The organism is Tropicimonas isoalkanivorans (genome assembly GCF_900112335.1).
Taxonomy (GTDB): Bacteria; Pseudomonadota; Alphaproteobacteria; order Rhodobacterales; family Rhodobacteraceae; genus Tropicimonas; species Tropicimonas isoalkanivorans.
This window is the reverse complement of sequence record NZ_FOLG01000004.1, coordinates 189,089-207,965: the sequence shown is the minus strand read 5'-3', so window position 1 is coordinate 207,965 and position 18,877 is coordinate 189,089. Positions and strand designations below refer to the sequence as shown.

Below are 18,877 nucleotides of genomic sequence, written 5' to 3'. Positions count from 1 at the left end.
TTTCATTCCTCAAAGTTGTCGCTCCCCGGGGAATGACCCATGTTGGGGGCACGGGAGGTTAGCGCTAACGCGCAACACTTTGAAGAATGAGGTTACGATCATGGCTATGAACGACGTTGCACTCGGCACTCTCCCCGGCGTCTCCCCCCTGCGCACCCTTCGCGCGAATTTTGCCGACTGGCGCCGCCGTCGCGCAATCTTCTGGCAGACCTATCGCGAGCTGGACTCGATGAGCGACCGCGAACTTGCCGACCTGAGAATGTGCCGCGCGGACTTCTATTACCTTGCCAAGTGCAAGGCCGAAGCCGCCGTCTGATCGCCCAGGGCGATCCGGCCCACCCCGGCAGAGACGGCGCAACCTGCGCCCCTGCCCCAAGGTTTCCAACAGAAGCCCGGCCAACCGCCGGGCTTCTGTCATTTCGGAAGGAGAGAAACGCACCGGACTTGCCCGGAATTGCCTGCGCGCGGGATCAAAGCGGCCAGATGAACGGAATGAGCAACGACGCAACGATCCCGATGGACAGGTTCAGCGGAATCCCGACCCGCAGGAAATCCGAGAACCGATACCCGCCCGGTCCGTAGACCATCATGTTCGTCTGATACCCGATGGGCGTTGCGAAACTCGCCGAGGCGGAGATCATGACCGCCACCACAAACGGGCGCGGGTCGTACCCCAGCGCATGCGCCAGGCCGATGGCGATCGGCGTCATCACAACCGCCACGGCGTTGTTCGACACCATCTCCGTCAACACCGACGTCAGCAGGTAGATCGCCCAGACGACGAGGACCGGCGGCAGCACCATCAGCCAGGGCGACACCGAATTCACGATCAGCTTGACCGCCCCGGAGGACTCCAGCGCCGCGCCCACCGCCAGCATGGAAAAGATCAGGGCGAGCAGCCGACCCTCGACGAACGAAAACGCCTCGTCGGCGTCGATACACCGCGTCATGAGCACCACCGCCACGGCGAGGAACGCCAGCAGCAGGATCGGCGCCACCCCGAAGGCCGCCAGCACCACGATGCCGAACAGTGCCCCGATGGCCACCGGCGCCCGGTCCCGGCGGAAGGCCCGCGCGGAAGGGCGGGCAATGTCCACCAGCCCCATGTCGGCCGCCAGCCGCCGAATATCCTCCGGCGCCCCTTCCAGCAGAAGCGTGTCGCCCACCCGCACCACGAGGTCGTCAAGCTGCCGCCCGATGTTCTGGTTCCGCCGGTGCACCGCCAGTGGATAGACCCCGTAGCGCCGCCGCAGGCGCAACTGCCCCAACGTCCGGCCCACCATTCGCGCGCCGGGGGAGATCAGCACCTCCACCGTTTCCGTCCGGATCGAACTCAGCTTGTCCACCGTGCGCAGGTTCTTGTTCTCCTGCAGGCTCAGCAGCTCGCTCATCTGCGTGCGCAGCACCACGCGGTCGCCGGGCTCCAGCACCACGCTCGTCAGGTCGCGCCGGAGCGAGGCATCCCCCCGCAGCACGTCGATCACCCGCACCCCTTCGCGCTTGAACAGGTCCACATCGACCGCCCTCTGGCCGATCAACCGGCTGTCCTCCGGCACGGCCAGCTCGGTGAAGAACCGCATCTTCGCCTTGTCCGACAGAAGGTCCGCCATGCTGTCCCGCGCCGGCAGCAGCCGCGGCGCGATGTAGCGCAGGTAGATCATCCCCCATATCACTACGACGATGGCGAGCGGCGTCACCTCGACGATGCCGAACGGCTCCATCCCGTTGGCCCGCGCAACGCCGTCCACCAGCAGGTTGGTCGAGGTGCCGATCAGCGTCAGCGTCCCCCCCATGATCGCGGCGTAAGAAAGCGGGATCAGCATCTTGGAGGCCGGCTGGCCGATGGTCCGGGCGATCTGCACCACCACCGGAATCATCACCACCACCACCGGCGTATTCGAAACGATGGCGGAGGCCAGAACGACGAACCCGATCAGCGTGCCCACCGACAGCCGCGGCTTGATCTCCGCCTGCCTCTGCGCGATCTGGGTAAACCAGTCCAGCGCGCCCGTCCGCACCAGCGCCCCCATGATCAGGAACATCATCGCGATCGTCCAGGGGGCCGGGTTGGACAGCACATCCAGCGCGGTGCTGTAGGGCAAGATGCCCGTCACAAGCATCACCGCCGCCCCCATGATCGCCACGACTTCCGCCGGGAACACCTCACGCGCGAACAGCGCGAACATCACCAGGACGACAAGCAACGCCAGATACGGCTGCGCCGTGGCCCCGAGCGTGAAAAGATCCATGGAATGCCCTGCGTTTGCCTCGCGGCACCTTATCGCGCAGCACCGGCGGTGCAAGATGTCATTCGGATCGCCGCCTGCCCGGGCGGCGTTTGCCCGGCAAACGAGCGATGCGGCCCGGCCCTGCTCCCCGCGCGGCGGCAAGATGGCACAGACCGGGACATTCCGCACGATCCGCCCTTGCCCCTCCCCCCGCGTGCGGGTTCATTTGACGCGCCGTGCAGGTTTCGGCACCACGCGACAGGGAGGGGGCAAATGGCGAACCACAAAACGGTGAAAGACTACATCCGCACCATTGCGGATTTCCCCCACGAAGGGATCATGTTCCGCGACGTGACGACGCTCTTCGCCGATCCCCGCGGTCTGCGCATCGCCGTCGACCAGCTCCTGCACCCCTACACCGGCACGCCCATAGATTGCGTCGTGGGGCTGGAGGCGCGCGGCTTCATTCTCGGCGGCGCGGTGGCGCATCAGCTCTCCGTCGGTTTCGTGCCCATCCGCAAGAAGGGCAAACTGCCCGGCCCGGTGATCTCGGAGGCCTACACGCTCGAATACGGCGAGGCCGTGGTGGAGATCCACGACGACGCCATCGCCAAGGGCGCCCGCGTCCTCATCGTCGACGACCTGCTCGCCACCGGAGGCACCGCCGAAGCCGGCATCAAACTCGTCCAACGCCTCGGCGGCGAAGTCGTCGGCTGCGCCTTCGTCATCGACCTGCCCGACCTCGGCGGCCGCAAACGGCTGGAAGCGATGGGAATGGACGTCCACACCCTCTGCGAATTCGAAGGGGACTGACGGGGGCACCTCAGCATCCCGGGATTTCGCGGCGACAGAGAGCCGACATTTCGGGTCCGAACGGCTCTGACAAGGCAGGGGCGGCCCCGGCCCGCCCTCCCGCTGACCCGATGCGCTCACGGCGGTCGCCTTGCGAGACCCCATGTTTCCCCACTATGGACACGGTTTCGCCGCCCCGCGTTAACACTTTGAAGCAACAATATATTTTTCCGCAACATCGTCAGATTTCTGACGCAGGACATGCATGTTGCGATCATGATCGACCCGTAGCCGGAGTCCCGAGGCGGGTTCGGAGTGGAAAAGGTTCCATGGCCGAGAACCACGCCGAACAATGTCGTTCAGCAGCCCACAGTTCGGGAGAAGCAAGGTGTCAAACCCCTACATCAAGTCCGGTTCGGAATTTCTCGTCAACAGCGAAACATATTACTATCAGTGGGAACCAACCGTCGCCGGTCTGGACGGCGGCAACTACGTGATCGCATGGACGACAGGGGATTCCAGCCAGGATGGGTCCAAAAGTGCGATCAAGGCGCAGATCTTTGGCGCGGACGGCGCGACCATCGGAAGCGAATTCCTCGTCAACAGCGAAGCGATGGATGGCCAATACTCGCCCGCAACCACTGGCCTTGCCGGTGGCGGCTTCGTCGTCACATGGCAGTCGGAAGTCAGGTTCCAGGATCAAGCCTTTATGGCGATCAAAGCGCAGATCTTTGACGCTGAAGGTGTCAAGCAGGGCACCGAGTTCCTCGTTAACAACGAAGCTGAATACAACCAAACGCGGCCCAAGGTCACCGGCCTCGACGACGGACGATTCGTCGTCACATGGGAGGCGCCGGATCCGATCAATGACGGCTCCGGTCACGCGATCAAGGCACAGATCTTTGATGCAGACGGAACCAAGTCGGGCAGCGAGTTTCTCGTCAATACTCAGGTCACGAATGACCAGATGTCTCCCTCGATCACCGCGCTTGCCAGTGGTGGCTTTGTGGCGACCTGGCAAACAGGCAACTTTACCCAGAATGGCTCCGAAAACGCCCCAGAGCCCGAAGACGCCATAAAGGCACAAATGTTCGATTCCGAGGGAACGAAGCAGGGTGGAGAGTTCCAGGTCAACACCGAGACGGCGGAGATGCAGATGGACGCCACGACCACCGGTCTTGCGAACGGGGGTTTTGTGGTCACTTGGTGCACAGGGGACCCCAGCCAAGACGGCTCGGGAACGGCGGTGAAGGCGCAAGTTTTCGACGCCGACGGCTCCAAAACAGGTGGCGAAATCCTCGTCAATACAGAAGCGGAGGGGAGCCAGATGCGCCCCACAATCACCAGCCTTGCCGACGGCGGCTTCGTGATCACGTGGGACACAAGCGACGCCGCCCAAGATGGCTCCGCCTATGCGATCAAGGCACAGGTCTTCGATGCCGACGGCACCAAGCTGGGCAGCGAATTTCTCGTCAACACCGAGGCTGCGAGTTCTCAAGTTACTCCGACTGTGGCCTCTCTCCCGGATGGGGGCTTCGCGATTGCGTGGCAGACATACGACGCCGCCCAGGATGGTTCCGGCGATGCCATCAAGGCTCAGGTCTTCACCGTGAACACCAACAGTACAACCGACGACGACAGTCCGACCGGCACCATGGAAGACGACATCCTGACTGGCACCAAGGGTGACGACACGATCCGCGCCTTGGCCGGAAATGACCTCGTGAGTGGCCTGCGCGGCGACGATCTCCTGAATGGCGGCGCGGGCAACGATATCCTCGACGGCGGAGCGGGCAACGACCGGCTTCAAGGTGGCGGCGGCGATGACGTCCTCATTGGGCGCAGCGGCAACGATGTGCTCACGGGCGGCGCAGGCGCCGATACGTTCCGCTTTACCAACAGCTCCGAAGGTGCCGACACGATCACGGACTTTACCCAAGGCAAAGACGTGATCGACCTGCTTCAGGCCGGCGTTACCGGGCTCGACGCGATGGACATCGACACGCAGACTTCCCCCGGTGACACCGTCCTTACCTTCGGGACGACCCAGATCACCCTGGAGGGCATCTCCGGAGGCCTCAAGGACGCCGATTTCGTCTTCCTCGCTTCAGGCACCGGAAGCGACGACGTGCTCTATGGCAACCGTCACGGGAACACGCTTGCCGGACATGCCGGGAATGACCAGATCTTCGGTCGGCGCGGGGCGGATCACCTCGACGGCGGAGCCGGCAGGGATCGCCTCGTCGGCGGCAAAGGAAACGATGTCCTGCTCGGCGGCAAGGACAAAGACGTTCTCTTGGGCGGACAAGGCGACGACGTCCTCAAGGGCGGAGGTGGCCGTGACGTGCTGGTTGGAGCCAATGGCAGCGACATTCTGACCGGCGGTTTCGGCGCGGATGTGTTCAAGATGAAGGGCCACGTCGGGGATGATGTCATCACCGATTTTGAGGTGGGGATCGACACACTGAACCTTCAGCGAATGGGTGTCGTCGATTTCGACGTCGACGTGACGCAGAGCGACGTAAAGGGTGACAGGCTGTTGAGCTGGGGCGATGACGATCACGCCCATCAGATCCTGCTGGAAGGGCTCGCGGGCGTCGAGATCACCACGGACGACGTCCTGTTCTGACGGCCCTGCCCACTCACACGCGCGACGCGTACGAGTGATACCGTTGCGGGGTGGCGCGGACCAGGCACACTGTGCCTGCCGCGCCACCCACCAACCGACGGCGATCAAAAGCCGATATTTGAAGCAATTGCCGTGTAGTTTCCGAATACCGGATCAGGCGCCCCTCGTCAGTCCGCCGGCGGTCTGCATCTTCCGGCATTTAGCATCGGAACCTGGGATCAGGCCCTACGGCCCGCGCCCTGCAAGCAAGCGATCCCGCCAGTCACGCTCGCTGCATCCGCCCTGAATCACGCGGGCCGGGCCACCTGCATGCCGCCATGGAGCATTTCGCTCGGCAGGCTGAAGATGAAATACGGATTGAGCGATGGCAGTGCGCTCACGGCGTCGAGGCGCGCTCGCTGATCGTCCGTCATCTCCAGCGACAGTGCGGCGAGATTGCCCTTCAGTTGCTCCGGTCGGCTCGCTCCGAGAAGAAGCGAAGTCATCCCGGGCTGGCGCAGCACCCAAGCCAAAGCAACCTGCACCATCGGCACCTCAAGCTCGGCGGCGACATCCCGGACGGTATCCACGATGTCGAAGTTCCGCTCGGTGAACAGCATTCCGCCGTAGGGATTTGACCCGTTCAAACGGTCGCGCGGCTGATCTTCGGCGGTGTCCGCGGCATTGGGCACCGTGGCACCTTCCGATGCGGCGGCGAGCTTCTCGCGGCCGTATTTCCCGGTCAGCAGCCCTCCGCCCAACGGGCTCCACGGCATCATGCCAAGGCCGAATTCGCGGGCCATGGGCATCAGGTCCAACTCGACCCCACGGTCCACCAGCGACCAGGCATATTGCAGGCCGACGGGCCCCGGCAGACCGTGCGATGCGGCCAGTGTCGCAATCTTGGCCACATACCAGGAAGGCGCGTTCGAGAAGCCGAAATAGAGGATCTCGCCCCGCGCGACGGCATCGGCGAGCGTCCGAAGCACCTCTTCGGCGGGCGTCAGTTGGTCCCACACATGGACCCAGAAGAGGTCGATGCGGTCCACGCCCAGCCGTTTGAGGGACCCTTCTATGCCGAGACGGATGTTGTAGGCCCCATTGCCCGCATGCATCGGCGTCCCCTCGGACCGCGAAAAGCCCGCCTTGGTCGATATGACCAGCCGGTCGCGCAGGCCGCTGTCCTTCAGGAAACGGCCCAGCATTCTTTCGCTTTCTCCACCGCTGTAGACATCGGCGGTGTCGATCAGGTTGCCGCCGGCTTCTACATAGGCGTCGAAGATGGCGCGGGCGGTCTGCTCGTCCGTGCCCCAGCGGCCTGCGCCGAAGGTCATCGTACCAAGCGCCAGCGGACTGACGATGAGGCCGGAACGGCCGAAGGGACGGTAGTCGGTCATCTGCATGGTGGTCTCCTTTGTCCCGGCAAAGATAGGAGGCTGTACCGTCGCGGATTAGCTGCTACGTGTGCCATGACCCTGTGAGGAAAATTCATCAATGGCGCGAATGCCGCTCAATGATCTGGCCGCCTTCGCCGCGGTGGCGCGCACGCGCAGCTTCACTGCCGCGGCAGCGGAGCTGCGCGTATCTCCCTCCGCCCTCAGCCATGCGATGCGGGGCCTGGAGGAACGTCTCGGCGTCCGTCTTCTGGCGCGCTCGACCCGTTCCGTGGCCCCGACGGAGGCGGGCATGTCCCTCCTGGATCGCCTCGGCCCGGCGCTCGCAGAGATCGACACCGGCCTGGCGGAGCTTGCCGCCTTTCGTGACGAGCCCGAGGGCATCGTCCGGATCACCACCTTTCACTGGATCGCGCAGACCTTTCTGGCCCGGCGATTGCCTGCGTTTCTGGCGGCACATCCCGGCATCACCGTGCAGGTCACGGTGGACGACAAGTTGCAAGACATCGTCGCGAATGGCTTCGACGCGGGGCTGCGCTTTGGCGAGGATGTCGAAAAGGACATGATCGCCGTACGCGTCGGCCCGCCGCTGCGCCACCTCGTCGTAGCCACGCCGGACTATTGGGCGCGTCATGGCCGGCCAACCCAGCCACGCGACCTGCGCGAGCACCCTTGCGTTGCCTACCACCAGCTAAGCAGCGGCGGCATCGCGCCCTGGGACTTCGAGAAGGATGGACGCGAGTTGCGGCAAAGGGTGGAGGGGCCGCTTATCTGCAATTCCTCGGATCTTGCGCTGGCGCTGGTTCGGCAAGGTGGCTGCGTCAGTCTCCACATGGAGGAAGACGTGGCCGCGGACCTTCGCACTGGCCGTCTGGAGGCAGTGCTGGAGGATTGGACGCCGCCCTTCGACGGCGTTCATCTCTACCACCCCAGCCGCCGACAAAGCCCGCCCGCACTGCGCGCATTGATTGATTTCCTGAAAGAGTAGCGACTCAGGCCCGCTGCGGAATCTGCGCGGATCACAGCACGCAATCGAATAGGTTGAAGTCCGCATTGTCCGCAAAAATTGCGTCCGCTCCGGCCTCGGCTTCGCAACTGCGGCGAATGCTCAATCTTGCGAGCCTGCGCCGCAGCGGGTGAGGGTAAGCCGGACGTCGGTTCAGGGCCGTCAGTGAAGACAGCCCTATGCATCGGATTTCAATGGCTTCCGCGATGGCGGGTGCATCTTCGAGTTCGACTCCCAAGTATCTGACGGTGCTGTCGATCTTGGTATGCCCCCAGACGTGCTTGGGTTTCAGTGGGCGCTTCTGTCCCACGATCCGCCCCCTATTCCAAGCGGAACGACGCGCGCGAATGGCGAGTAAGTTGGGTGTTTGCATGACTGATCCTCCGATCCGCCACGCCCCCCCACGACGACAACCCGACGTTGACTAGGCTAGTATATCCCAGGATGCGGCACCGCATCTGAGGTCTGAAATGAGCCCCTTGGCAGGCATTTTCTCATGTCACAACAATTGGGGCAGACACGGGAACCTGAGGGGCAGGCAAACCGAATGCTGGGAATTTCACATTTGGACCATCTTGTTCTGACAGTCGCCGACTTGGACAAGACCTGCGAGTTTTATGAAAAGGTTCTTGGCTTCGAGATCATCACCTTCGGTCAAGGAAGGAGGGCGATGGCGTTTGGCAAACAGAAGTTCAACCTGCACCAGGCAGGTCAAGAGTTTGAACCAAAGGCACTACGCCCCACACCAGGGTCGATGGATCTGTGTCTGATAACGTCGCTCGCCCTGGATGTGGTTCTGGCAGGGCTCAAGGATGCAGCCGTGCCGATAGAGGCTGGGCCGATACCACGCAGAGGTGCCCAAGGGCCCATACTGTCGGTCTATATACGCGACCCCGACCGTAATCTGATCGAGATTTCTACTTACGACGCGTGACAGCTTCGTCCGCACTGCCGTCACGCGCTTCTCGAAAATGCTGTGCGATGGATCAATGTATGGTCCGGTGAAGCTGCGGTGCGGTTTCAGACGAAAGCGTTAAAGTCCGGTCTGGGCCGTCAGCGCCTGCAGGCATTGCGCGCCAGGGCGAGGGGCCTGCCGCACTGCCGCAGGTCTGCTTCGAGCCCATACTATTGGGCGCTGCTCTGTGCGCCAATGTCAACTCTTCGGCGTGCGGCCAAGAACGGGACAAAATCAATGGCGGGTTTGCCATGAGTGTGCGGCGCCTTCTTAGAAAAGCGCTTCGCATTCCTCGTTTAGCGTGGCCGTTCCTGTGAAAAAGGCGAATGCGCGTTCCGGGGTGAGGTCGAATTTGAAAATTCTCTCCAACGCGCCAAAACTGGCGATCGCCTGATCCGGAGCCCCGGGAATATCGGCCTTCAAGGCACCCCCTTCGACAGGGGTTTCAGCCTCTCCCAACCCCTCCACCAGGAAGAAATGCTCCGAATGCGGGCCACCGACCCGAAAGCGCGGCGGCCCGGCCAGCTCTGGCGGCACCGGGACGTCAGTCAGCTTGATGGCCTCACCCGCCCGGATCATGATGGGCAGGTTGACAAAGACCGACGTCAGAAGAGGCCGCGAGAGGATTGCTGAAACGTCCTCGGGCACTTCCTCCGCGACCCCGCGGAAGAGGCGCATCAACTGTCCCAGCCGTGGCCCGATGCCGCCGGTCTCCTCGTGGGTGCATAGGCCAAATGCTAAATGCGTCCCGAAGTGAAAGACATATACCCCACCGACCAGCGATTTGCGCGCCATCTCGTCACCTCTCCGGTTTCCGCCGCCCCGGAACAGGTAGACATATGTCGGGACAGATCGGCTAGACAATATCCAGACCGAACGCCCGGAAGGGACTGCTACATGCGACGAACTTTGAGCCAAGTAGGCTATGTGGCGAGCGCGTGAGGTGACGATCAAAATCGCGCTCCAACCAATGAGAATATTAGAACGTAACCGTTATCGTGATCGACGCCGGCCAGCGTGTTTCACTGCGACATATCCGAAAACGGAGCATGGCAAACCTGCAGTGAAGAGTATTGCTGCCCGCCATGCAGGCCTTGGCCAATCAGATTTCGCTGCGCGATGGCGCGAACGGCCGGTTCGGGGAAGCTGCGCCGCAGCAGGGCCGAATCTGGCGAATGACGGCAATGGGCCGTCAGCGGCGGCCGCCACTTCCTGATAGCAGCCCAAGTCGCTGCGCCGCCGCAGGTCGGCTTCGAGCCCAAACTACCGAATGCTGCGGCTTATAGGATTGGCAGCTTTGCTGTACTGAGTTCATCAGAGTCATTCTGGCCACGAACTGCAGTTCTCGTTTTCTTGAACTTGAAGGCCAGACCTACGGACAGCTCAGACGGCTTCATTTTGCGTTTCGCAACGCCTTTCGGATGTAGGTGTTTGCCGATCGGAAATGCGATGGACCTGACGCCTCTGCGAACCGTCCAAGCGTCCACTTGCCGGTCCACGCGTGCGCGCCACTGGTGTAGAGCGATTCATTATCTTGTGATGCAATAAACCGGCGCAACTTGTCACAAGCAGCCTCAAAGCCGGAAAGCAAATCTGCCCACGGCGTCTCGTTACCTTTCTCGTAGAGCGGGGCGTTGTATTCCTTGAGCTGGTTCCATTTGTAGCCCTTGGCGGGGACATGGACCTCGCGGCCCTCAACACCGTCTTCGTACCAACCGTGGAACATGCCCATCCAGTGAGTGCGGTGTGCAATCACACCCTTGATCGTAGTGTCGTCATCGGGGATCGACAAAGAGGCTTTTGCTTCGTCGACGCCATCAAGCGTTTTGCGGAGCTTGGCCAGGTCTTTATCGAAAACGGTGAGTAGATCGATTTTGTTGGTTGCTGCTGGCATGCTGAACACTAAGCGACTGAATAAATTAGATCATTGACGTATATCAAGACGCCAGAGTTGTCTCAAGCGCGATAGCCGACCATGGTAAGACGGCAGCGAAAGCCCGGTTTGTCCGCTCGACAGACCTTGGCCGTCGGAAAATGCTGCGCGACGCGCGAACGACCGCTTCGGTGAAGCTGCGCCGCGGCGTTGTCACGCAGTCCCAAGGTCGGCAATGGGCCGTTCACTACAGCGGTAAATATGCAGCGTCCGCGAAGCCATCTGCACACGCGATGGTGTGCTCTGCGCAGATAGCGGCCTCGGGAAGATATGAGACGGCGGCAGCGCCGTCTGCCAAAACGACCTCGCCGAGAATTCTCGTGGCGCGCGTCGCCCCCATCGCGCCCAACGCCGAACACCTGGCGGCCGGTGCACCTACCCCCGAGGCCATCGCCAACGGCCGGACCTCGTGGCTCACACGGCCCAGCCCCGATCAAGGTCTTGACGAATGATGAACGCGATCCCGTAACTCATTGGAAAGGCTGATCTGACACCCCGTCCCACCCGTGGGACGTCCGGCCCGCCGCTCACCCCTGCCGCAGCACCGCGCCGGGGTTCATGATGCCCGCCGGGTCCAGCGCCGCCTTGATCGCCCGCATCGCCGCCAGCTTGGCCGGGTCGCCGTACCGTTCCAGGTCCCCCACCTTCAGCCGCCCGATCCCATGCTCCGCGCTCACCGACCCGTCGAAGCTCGCCACCAGGTCGTGCACCGCCCGCTTGATCTCGCCGCGCAGATCCTCGTACTCCGCCGCCCGCCGGCCCGGAGCCGGGAACACGTTGTAGTGGAGGTTCCCATCGCCCAAGTGGCCGAAGCAGTTGATCCGGACGTCCCCGAACGCCCCCACGACCTCCGCCCCCTTCACGATGAAGTCCGGCACGGCCGAGATCGGCACCGAAATGTCGTGGGAGGAGATCGCCCCGATCCGCCGGTTCGCCTCCGGAATGCTCTCCCGCACGTGCCAGAACTCCAGCCGCTGCGCCTCGCTCTGCGCCACGACCCCGTCCTCCACGAGCCCCGCCTCCACCGCCTCCGCAAAGAGGCCCTCCAGCTCCGGCTCCGGCGACGGCGTCCCCGACAGCCCGACACCGATCAGCACGAGCCAGTCCGGCGCCTCCCGGAAGGGCTGGCGCACGTCCGGCATCTTTTCCCGCAGGAAGTCCAGCCCCATCCGGTGGATCAGCTCGAAGGCGGAGACAGAGTCCCCGATGCGCCGCAGCGCCATGTTCAGCAGCTCCAGCGCCGCCGCCGGGTTCTTGACTGTCATGAAGGCCGCCCCCTTCACCTCCGGGCGCGGATAGAGCCGCAGGGAGGCCGCCGTGATGACACCCAGCGTCCCCTCCGCCCCGATCAGCAGGTTGCGCAGGTCATAGCCCGTGTTGTCCTTTCTCAGCCGTTTCAGGCCGTGCAGCACCGATCCATCCGGCAGTACCGCCTCGATCCCGAGGCACAGATCCCGCGCGTTCCCGTAGCGCAGAACGTTGACCCCGCCCGCATTGGACGCCAGCAGCCCGCCGATTTGCGCCGACCCCTCCGAGGCCAGCGACAGCGGGAACATCCGTTCCACATCCCGCGCCGCCTGCTGGACGTTGGCCAGGATCATCCCCGCCTCCGCGACCAGAACGTTCTCCGCCGGGTAGGTGCCGCGCAACCGGGTCATCCGTTCCAGGGACAACAGGATCGGCCGCTCCAGCGTCTCGCTCACCTGCCCGCCGACCAACCCGGTTCCGCCGCCGTAAGGCACGACGCCCACCCGGTGCTCCGCCGCAAGCCGAACCGTCTGCGCCACATCTTCGGTGGTGGCCGGGGCTACCAGCAGGGCGTCTTGCGCACGAAACCGGCCGCGCGGTTCCTCCAGGTACCGCGGCTCCAGCGAGCGAAACGCCCGGGCGGGCAAGGCCGCGCGCAACGCGTCTTCGATCTGCGGCGTGACCGGATTGAGCATTCTGGTACCTCCTGCGCCGATCAAGCACGCGGCGCAGGGGGGTGCAAGATGCTGAGCGGGGGTTACTGGCCGTCGTCGTTGAACCCGAGGAAGCGCGGTTGAAGCACAATGACAGTCGGTTCGCTGGGAAGGGTTCGTAAGGAGACTTCGAAAGACCGCTCCTGTCGCCGGTCGATGCGGAAATCCTCCGCCATGCCGTCGAGAAAGATTCCCAGCGAATTCCCCGAGAACCAGTGCATCGGCAGCACGATCGAGGCGCGGAATTGCTGCAGCACCCGGATCATCACCGGCAGCGGCAGGGTCATGCCGCCGTCGATGGGCGCCATCACCACGTCGAGCCGTCCGATGGCCGCGTATTGCTCGGGCGTCGGTTCGTGGTGCAGGTGGCCAAGGTGGCCGATGCACAGCCCCGTCGTCTCGAAGATGAAGATGGAATTTCCGTCGGGCTCCACCCCGCCCCCGAAGCGGCCGCGAATGTCGGTGGTCACGTTGCGGATCAGCATTTCGCCCAGGTCCAGGTGGTGCGCCGCCGGCCCGCCCAGGTCGTCCCACCCCTGCAGCACATGTGGAATGGCGGGATCAGGAGCGCTGGTCCAGTGGGTGCTGTGCGAATGGTTCATGGTCACCACGTCGGGCAGCAAATCGGATGGCCCCAGGAAGCCGTTGTAATCTGTGACCACATCGAGCCCGCCCTCGGTCTGGATGAGGTACATCGAATGATCGACATAGCTCAGCCTGACACTATCCTCCGGCACGGGATCGCGATACCCGGCCCGCCAGATCACCTCCAGCCCCGGCGTCCCCTCCACGAGGGCGATGCAATGGGACGGGCGCCGGTCTTGCTGGGCGCTGGCGGCGGTCGTGAGGACGAAAATGGCGGCTAGGCAGGTCAAAAAGCGCATCGGTGTCTCCTGTGGGCGACATCTCTGGCCGATCCTGCCACGGTTTTCCGAAGGCGTGCCATGAACTCTTTGTCATGTCCCGCGCGCCGAAGGCGCGCTTGGCCCAACGGGCGGGGGCGCATCTTCGATGCGATCCCGGCCGGCGGGAGCGCCCCGGCCTTCGTTCTTTTCAACCGACGAGCGTGCGCCCGCGCCGGTCCGCCCGCAGGTTTGAGTAGAGCACGTGATTGCGCCAGCGCCCCGCGATCTGCAGGTAGCTCTGCGCCACGCCTTCGTACTTGAAGCCGCATTTTTCCAGGCATCCGCGGGAGGCGGCGTTTTCCGGCAGGCAGGCGGCCTCGATGCGGCTCAGGTCCAGCGCGGTGAAGGCATGGTGGGTGAGCGCGACGATGGCCTCCCGCATGTAGCCCTGCCGGGCAAAGGGCTCGCCGATCCAGTAGCCAAACGTGCCCGCCTGAGCCGGCCCGCGGCGAATGTTGTCCAGCGTGATCGCCCCGAGCAGCGCCTCGTCCTCGCTGCGGACCAGGAACAGCGGCAGCGCCGTTCCGGCAGTGAGCGAGCGCTGCGCCCAGTAGACCCGGTTGGTGAAGGCCTTGCGGCTCAGGTGATCGGGCGCCCAGACCGGCTCCCATTTCTGGAGAAAGCCACGCGAATCCCGCCTCAGCGACGTCCAGGCCCGGAAGTCGCCGTGGACCGGCGCCCGCAGGAGCATCCGATCCGTGACGATCCGCACCTTTTTCCGGCCAAGCCGCATCAGGCCGCGAGCCTCTCCTGCAGTTGCTGGAGCGTGGGCGCGCGGTCCGCCGGCCCGTAGAGAGCGAGCGCAGCCGTGCCCTTCCCGGCGAGGGAGGCGGCAAAATCCGCAAGGCCGGCACGGTCCACGGCCTCGATCTGTTCGACGGTCTCCGCGATCGGCGGCACCCTGTCCCAGATCGCCACCAACCGGGCGAGGCGTTCGGCGCGGGCCGACGGGCTCTCCAGGCCCATAAGCAGCCCCGCTTTCATCTGGGCACGGGCCCGGGCCACCTCGGCCTCCGACACATCGTCGGCCACACGCCGCAGTTCATCGATGGTGAGGTCGGCAAGGCGCGAAATGTCGGCGCCCGAGGTGCCGGCATAGACGGTCATCATCCCCGTGTCTGCATAGGCGCCCGCCTGCGCGAAGATGGAGTAGCACAGGCCCCGCTTCTCGCGGATTTCCTGAAACAGCCGCGAAGACATGCCCCCGCCCAGAAGCGTGGCATAGACCTGCGCGGTGTACACATCCGGGTCCGAGTAGCATGGACCCTCGAGAGCGAAGGCAAAATGGACCTGTTCGAGCGCCCGCAACTCCCGCCGCTCCCCGCCATGGAACACGGCGACGTCGTGGGTGCTGAGCTGCGCCCTTGGGAGGTCGCCGAACAGCCGCTCCGCCTGCCGCATGATCTGATCGTGGTCGATCGCACCGGCGGCGGACAGGACCATCTGCCCGGGCCCGTAGTGCTCGCCCACGAAGCCAGACAGGTCGTCGCGGGAAAACCGGCTGACCCGCTCCGTTGGGCCAAGGATCGTCCGCCCGAGCGCCTGATTGGGATAGGATGCCTCCTGCAGCCAGTCGAAGATCACGTCATCGGGCGTGTCCAGCGCCTGGCCGATCTCCTGCAGGATCACGCCGCGCTCCACCTCGATCTCGTTTTGCTCGAAGATCGGGTTGAGAACGATGTCGGCCACCACGTCCAGCGCAAGCGGCACGTCCGCCTTCAGAACGCGGGCGTAATAGGCGGTCGTTTCGCGCGAGGTGTAGGCGTTGATGTAGCCGCCCACATCCTCGATCTCCTCGGCGATCTGCAACGCGCTGCGCCGGGTGGTGCCCTTGAAGGCCATGTGCTCCAGGAAATGGGCGATCCCGTTCTGTTCGACCCGTTCGTGCCGACCGCCCGCGTTCACCCAGAGCCCCACGGCAGCGCTCTCCAGTCCCGGCATCGTTTCGGTGACGATGCGCAGCCCGTTCGACAGTCTGTCCAGTCTCACGCTCAAGCGGCGCGCCCTTTTCGTATCAGGTCCTCGATGGCGGTGAGGTCGTTGGCGACCCGGCTGACCCGCTCCGGACGCTCATACAGGTCCGCCATCCGATTGGGAAGAGGCGGGCGGACGCCGGTGGCGGCCTCCACGGCATCGGGGAACTTCGCCGGGTGGGCGGTGGCCAGCGTGATCATCGGCGCGCCGGCGAGATGCTCCTCGGCGACCTTCACACCGACGGCCGTATGCGGGCAGACGATCTGCCCGGTTTCGGCAAAGACCCGCGCGATGGTGGCCGATGTCTCCTCCTCCGACGCACGGCCGGAGGCGAACGTCTCCCGGAGCACCTCCAGCGCCCCCTGGCTCACCTTGAAGCCCCCCTGCCCCTTCAGTTCGTCCATAAGCTGCGCGACCGCCGCGCCCTCTTGGTCATAGGCATAGAACAGTGCGCGCTCGAAGTTGGAACTGACCTGGATGTCCATCGACGGGCTGATCGACGGCGTCACGCCCGACGTAACGTAGCCGCCAGTGGAGAGCGTCCGGTGCAGGATGTCGTTCTGATTTGTTGCGATCACCAGGTGCTCGATCGGCAGTCCCATGGACCGGGCGATGTAGCCGGCGAAGATGTCGCCGAAATTGCCCGTCGGCACAGTGAAGGACACCGGCCGATGCGGCGCGCCGAGCGCGGTGGCGGCGGTGAAATAGTAGACGACCTGCGCCAGTACCCGCGCCCAGTTGATCGAGTTCACCCCGGCGAGCCCCACGGAATCGCGGAAGCCGAAATCGTTGAACATGTCCTTTACACGAGCTTGGCAGTCGTCGAAATGACCGTCAAGCGCGAGGGCATGCACGTTGGCCTCCGAGGGCGTCGTCATCTGCCGGCGCTGCACTTCGGAGACGCGGCCGTGCGGAAAGAGGATGAACACGTCCACAGCATCCAGCCCGCGGAACGCCTCGATGGCCGCAGAGCCCGTGTCGCCGCTGGTGGCGCCGACGATCGTCACCCGCTCGCCGCGCCGCGTGAGCGCCATCTCGAAAAGCTGGCCGATCAGCTGCATGGCGAAGTCCTTGAAGGCCAGCGTCGGCCCGTGGAACAGCTCCAGCAGGAAATGGTTCGGCCCGAGCTGGGCCAGCGGTGCGCGGGCGACGTGTCCGAAGCCCTCGTACGCACGCCCGATGGCGCCCCGAAGGTCGGCCTCCGAAAAGCTCTCCCCCACGAACGGATACATGACCCGGAAGGCAACCTCCTCATAGGGCAAACCGCCAAGGGCCGCGATCTCCGCCCCGTTGCAGGTGGGAATGGTCTCCGGCACGTAGAGACCGCCATCGCGGGCCAGCCCGGTGAGCATGGCCTCCTCGAAGGACAGAACAGGGGCCTGACCGCGGGTCGAGATGTATTTCATGGCGCCTTTCTCGTGACTTTCGGAGCATTGCCGCCCGGCGGTGCACAGATTGCGCCTGCGGGAGCCTCCGGCGGGGATATTTTTTGGACACAAGAAGCCGGGACGGCTCTCTTCGTGCCTGAGGTTCAGAGTGTCCGGCGTGAGATACGCCAGAGTTGCAGCCCTGTCATCCCCAACCAGACAGCCGCGAGTCCGAACCACGTCACGGCGTAGCCGAGATGGTCGTTGGGGATGCCGGAGGTGTCGAGCGGCAGCGGGGAAACGGAGGTATCATCTCCGGTCGTCCCCCGAGCGATGACGAGAACGGGCTCCGTCCCGAAGACGTCGGCCATGACATCGACGTCGCGCGCAAACCAGTAGTTTGCTGCCCGGTCGTCGTCCGGCGTGAAGCGGTCGCGCTCGTCCGGCCAGTACAGGTTCCCGGTGACCTCGAGCCGTGTCGGCGGCCGCGGGGCCTCCTTTTCGTCGATCGGCACGAAGCCTCGGTCGAGAAGGATCCGCCGCCCACCGTCCGTCTGGAAGGGGACAATGATCCGGAAGCCCGCGCCGCGCGCCCGCGTGGAGACCAGAACGTGCAACTCCCGCGCGCCGGTACGGCCAGCGACACGCACTGGCAGGTAGCGATCTGCCTCGGGGTCGGGCACCGGGGGCAGGTCGACCGGAGCGGCCGAGATTCGGCTGTCGATCTCGGCGAGAATCGCCGTTTTCCATTCCAATCTGTGTACTTGCCACACCCCCAGCCAGATCAGGACAGCCGCACCGCCCAGCCCGATCAGCAGCGGCGCCAGATAGCGTCTCATCCCTCGCTCTCCCGTAAATGGCCACGGGGCGCAGCCTGCGCCGCGCCCCGCTTCTTGTTGGATCAAATACCCCCGCCGGAGGCAAGAAAGCTCTTTGCTCAGCTTCCCCAGATGTAAATGGACGTGAAGAGGAAGAGCCAGACCACGTCCACGAAGTGCCAGTACCAGGCGGCCGCCTCGAAGCCGATGTGGCTGTCTGGCGTGAAGTGGCCCGCACGCACCCGCAGGTAGCACACGAAGAGGAAGATCGTTCCGATGATGACGTGGGCGCCGTGGAAGCCGGTCGCCATGAAGAAGTTGGCGCCGTAGATGTTGCCTGCGAAGCCGAAGGCGGCGTGGCTGTACTCGTAGGCCTGGAAGAAGGTGAAGAGCAGGCCGAGCACGCAGGCCAGCAGCAGGCCGTGGGCCATGTCCTTGCGGTTGTTCTCGTGCACCAGCGCGTGGTGGGCCCAGGTCGCGGCGGCACCGGAGCACAGCAGGATCAGCGTGTTGATGAGCGGCAGGTGCCAGGGATCGAACGTCTGGATTCCCTCCGGAGGCCAGACGCCCTGCACGCGCGGGCTCAGGCCGTCGGGGTCCATCGGGTACATCGCGTGCTTGAAGAAGGACCAGAACCATGCCGCGAAGAACATCACCTCGGACATGATGAAAAGGATGAAGCCGTAGCGCAGGCCGATGCGGACGACCGGGGTGTGGTCGCCCTCCTTTTCCTCGACGATGGTCTCGGACCACCAGGCGTACATCGTGTAGAGCACGACCACGAAGCCGATCCAGAAAATGAACGGCGTGATCTCGTGCATCCACATGACTGCGCCGAACAGCATCACGAAGGCGCCCACCGCCCCCATGAAGGGCCAGATCGAGGGCTGGAGGATGTGGTAGTCGTGGTTCTTTTCGTGAGCCATGCAGGTGTCC

At 64.2% G+C, this 18,877-nt stretch carries 16 protein-coding genes and 1 pseudogene; 5 read left to right on the top strand and 12 right to left on the bottom strand.

Features of this window, described 5'->3' with window-relative positions; translation table 11 throughout:
• The first annotated feature begins 100 nt into the window (after nt 1-100).
• Nucleotides 101-316 carry a DUF1127 domain-containing protein gene (locus tag BM075_RS24145; RefSeq protein ID WP_143089854.1) on the top strand — a complete coding sequence of 72 codons (216 nt, stop codon included), beginning with the start codon at nt 101-103 and terminating at the stop codon, nt 314-316.
• 154 nt (nt 317-470) lie between these two features.
• Here BM075_RS24145 and BM075_RS09965 read toward each other — a convergent pair whose 3' ends face one another.
• Nucleotides 471-2,249 (bottom strand): SLC13 family permease, encoded by a 1,779-nt coding sequence (locus BM075_RS09965; protein WP_093360528.1) that lies wholly within the window; start codon nt 2,247-2,249, stop codon nt 471-473.
• 252 nt (nt 2,250-2,501) lie between these two features.
• On the opposite strand from BM075_RS09965, the gene BM075_RS09960 reads away from it, so the two are divergent.
• Entirely contained in the window at nt 2,502-3,041 is a 540-nt protein-coding gene (locus tag BM075_RS09960; protein ID WP_093360527.1) for an adenine phosphoribosyltransferase, read from the top strand.
• Between the two features lie 367 nt (nt 3,042-3,408).
• Nucleotides 3,409-5,649 (top strand): calcium-binding protein, encoded by a 2,241-nt coding sequence (locus BM075_RS09955; RefSeq protein ID WP_177208309.1) that lies wholly within the window; start codon nt 3,409-3,411, stop codon nt 5,647-5,649.
• Between the two features lie 287 nt (nt 5,650-5,936).
• On the opposite strand, the gene BM075_RS09950 is transcribed toward BM075_RS09955, so the two are convergent.
• Nucleotides 5,937-7,031: an aldo/keto reductase gene (locus tag BM075_RS09950; RefSeq protein ID WP_093360525.1), complete on the bottom strand. Its 1,095-nt coding sequence runs from the start codon at nt 7,029-7,031 to the stop codon at nt 5,937-5,939.
• A gap of 91 nt (nt 7,032-7,122) precedes the next feature.
• Here BM075_RS09950 and BM075_RS09945 point away from each other — a divergent pair, with 91 nt between their 5' ends.
• Entirely contained in the window at nt 7,123-8,010 is an 888-nt protein-coding gene (locus tag BM075_RS09945) for a LysR family transcriptional regulator (protein ID WP_093360524.1), read from the top strand.
• A gap of 205 nt (nt 8,011-8,215) precedes the next feature.
• Here BM075_RS09945 and BM075_RS25165 read toward each other — a convergent pair.
• Nucleotides 8,216-8,299, bottom strand: a pseudogene (locus tag BM075_RS25165) (integrase); the annotation flags it as partial.
• 276 nt (nt 8,300-8,575) lie between these two features.
• Here BM075_RS25165 and BM075_RS09935 point away from each other — a divergent pair.
• A complete protein-coding gene (locus tag BM075_RS09935) occupies nt 8,576-8,962 on the top strand; it encodes a VOC family protein (RefSeq protein ID WP_093360523.1) in 387 nt (128 codons plus the stop codon).
• A gap of 291 nt (nt 8,963-9,253) precedes the next feature.
• Here BM075_RS09935 and BM075_RS09930 read toward each other — a convergent pair whose 3' ends face one another.
• The 9 genes from BM075_RS09930 to BM075_RS09885 form a co-directional block, all read right to left on the bottom strand.
• Nucleotides 9,254-9,778 carry a hypothetical protein gene (locus BM075_RS09930; RefSeq protein ID WP_093360522.1) on the bottom strand — a complete coding sequence of 175 codons (525 nt, stop codon included), beginning with the start codon at nt 9,776-9,778 and terminating at the stop codon, nt 9,254-9,256.
• Between the two features lie 598 nt (nt 9,779-10,376).
• Nucleotides 10,377-10,877 (bottom strand): ClbS/DfsB family four-helix bundle protein, encoded by a 501-nt coding sequence (locus BM075_RS09925; protein ID WP_143089853.1) that lies wholly within the window; start codon nt 10,875-10,877, stop codon nt 10,377-10,379.
• A gap of 566 nt (nt 10,878-11,443) precedes the next feature.
• Entirely contained in the window at nt 11,444-12,859 is a 1,416-nt protein-coding gene (locus BM075_RS09915) for an FAD-binding oxidoreductase (RefSeq protein WP_093360519.1), read from the bottom strand.
• 62 nt (nt 12,860-12,921) lie between these two features.
• Nucleotides 12,922-13,761 carry an MBL fold metallo-hydrolase gene (locus BM075_RS09910; RefSeq protein ID WP_093360518.1) on the bottom strand — a complete coding sequence of 280 codons (840 nt, stop codon included), beginning with the start codon at nt 13,759-13,761 and terminating at the stop codon, nt 12,922-12,924.
• Nucleotides 13,762-13,930: 169 nt separating this feature from the next.
• Nucleotides 13,931-14,515 carry a GNAT family N-acetyltransferase gene (locus tag BM075_RS09905; RefSeq protein WP_093360517.1) on the bottom strand — a complete coding sequence of 195 codons (585 nt, stop codon included), beginning with the start codon at nt 14,513-14,515 and terminating at the stop codon, nt 13,931-13,933.
• Nucleotides 14,515-15,777 carry a M16 family metallopeptidase gene (locus tag BM075_RS09900; RefSeq protein ID WP_093360516.1) on the bottom strand — a complete coding sequence of 421 codons (1,263 nt, stop codon included), beginning with the start codon at nt 15,775-15,777 and terminating at the stop codon, nt 14,515-14,517. Before BM075_RS09900 ends, BM075_RS09905 begins: the two co-directional genes overlap by 1 nt.
• Nucleotides 15,774-17,162, bottom strand: coding sequence for a threonine synthase (gene thrC / locus BM075_RS09895; protein WP_093360515.1), 1,389 nt, complete (start codon nt 17,160-17,162; stop codon nt 15,774-15,776). Before thrC ends, BM075_RS09900 begins: the two co-directional genes overlap by 4 nt.
• Nucleotides 17,163-17,287: 125 nt before the next feature.
• The gene (locus tag BM075_RS09890) at nt 17,288-17,962 is read right to left on the bottom strand and encodes an SURF1 family protein (protein ID WP_093360514.1); all 675 of its coding nucleotides are present in this window, start codon (nt 17,960-17,962) and stop codon (nt 17,288-17,290) included.
• Between the two features lie 98 nt (nt 17,963-18,060).
• Nucleotides 18,061-18,867: a cytochrome c oxidase subunit 3 gene (locus tag BM075_RS09885; protein WP_093360513.1), complete on the bottom strand. Its 807-nt coding sequence runs from the start codon at nt 18,865-18,867 to the stop codon at nt 18,061-18,063.
• Nucleotides 18,868-18,877: the final 10 nt, after the last annotated feature.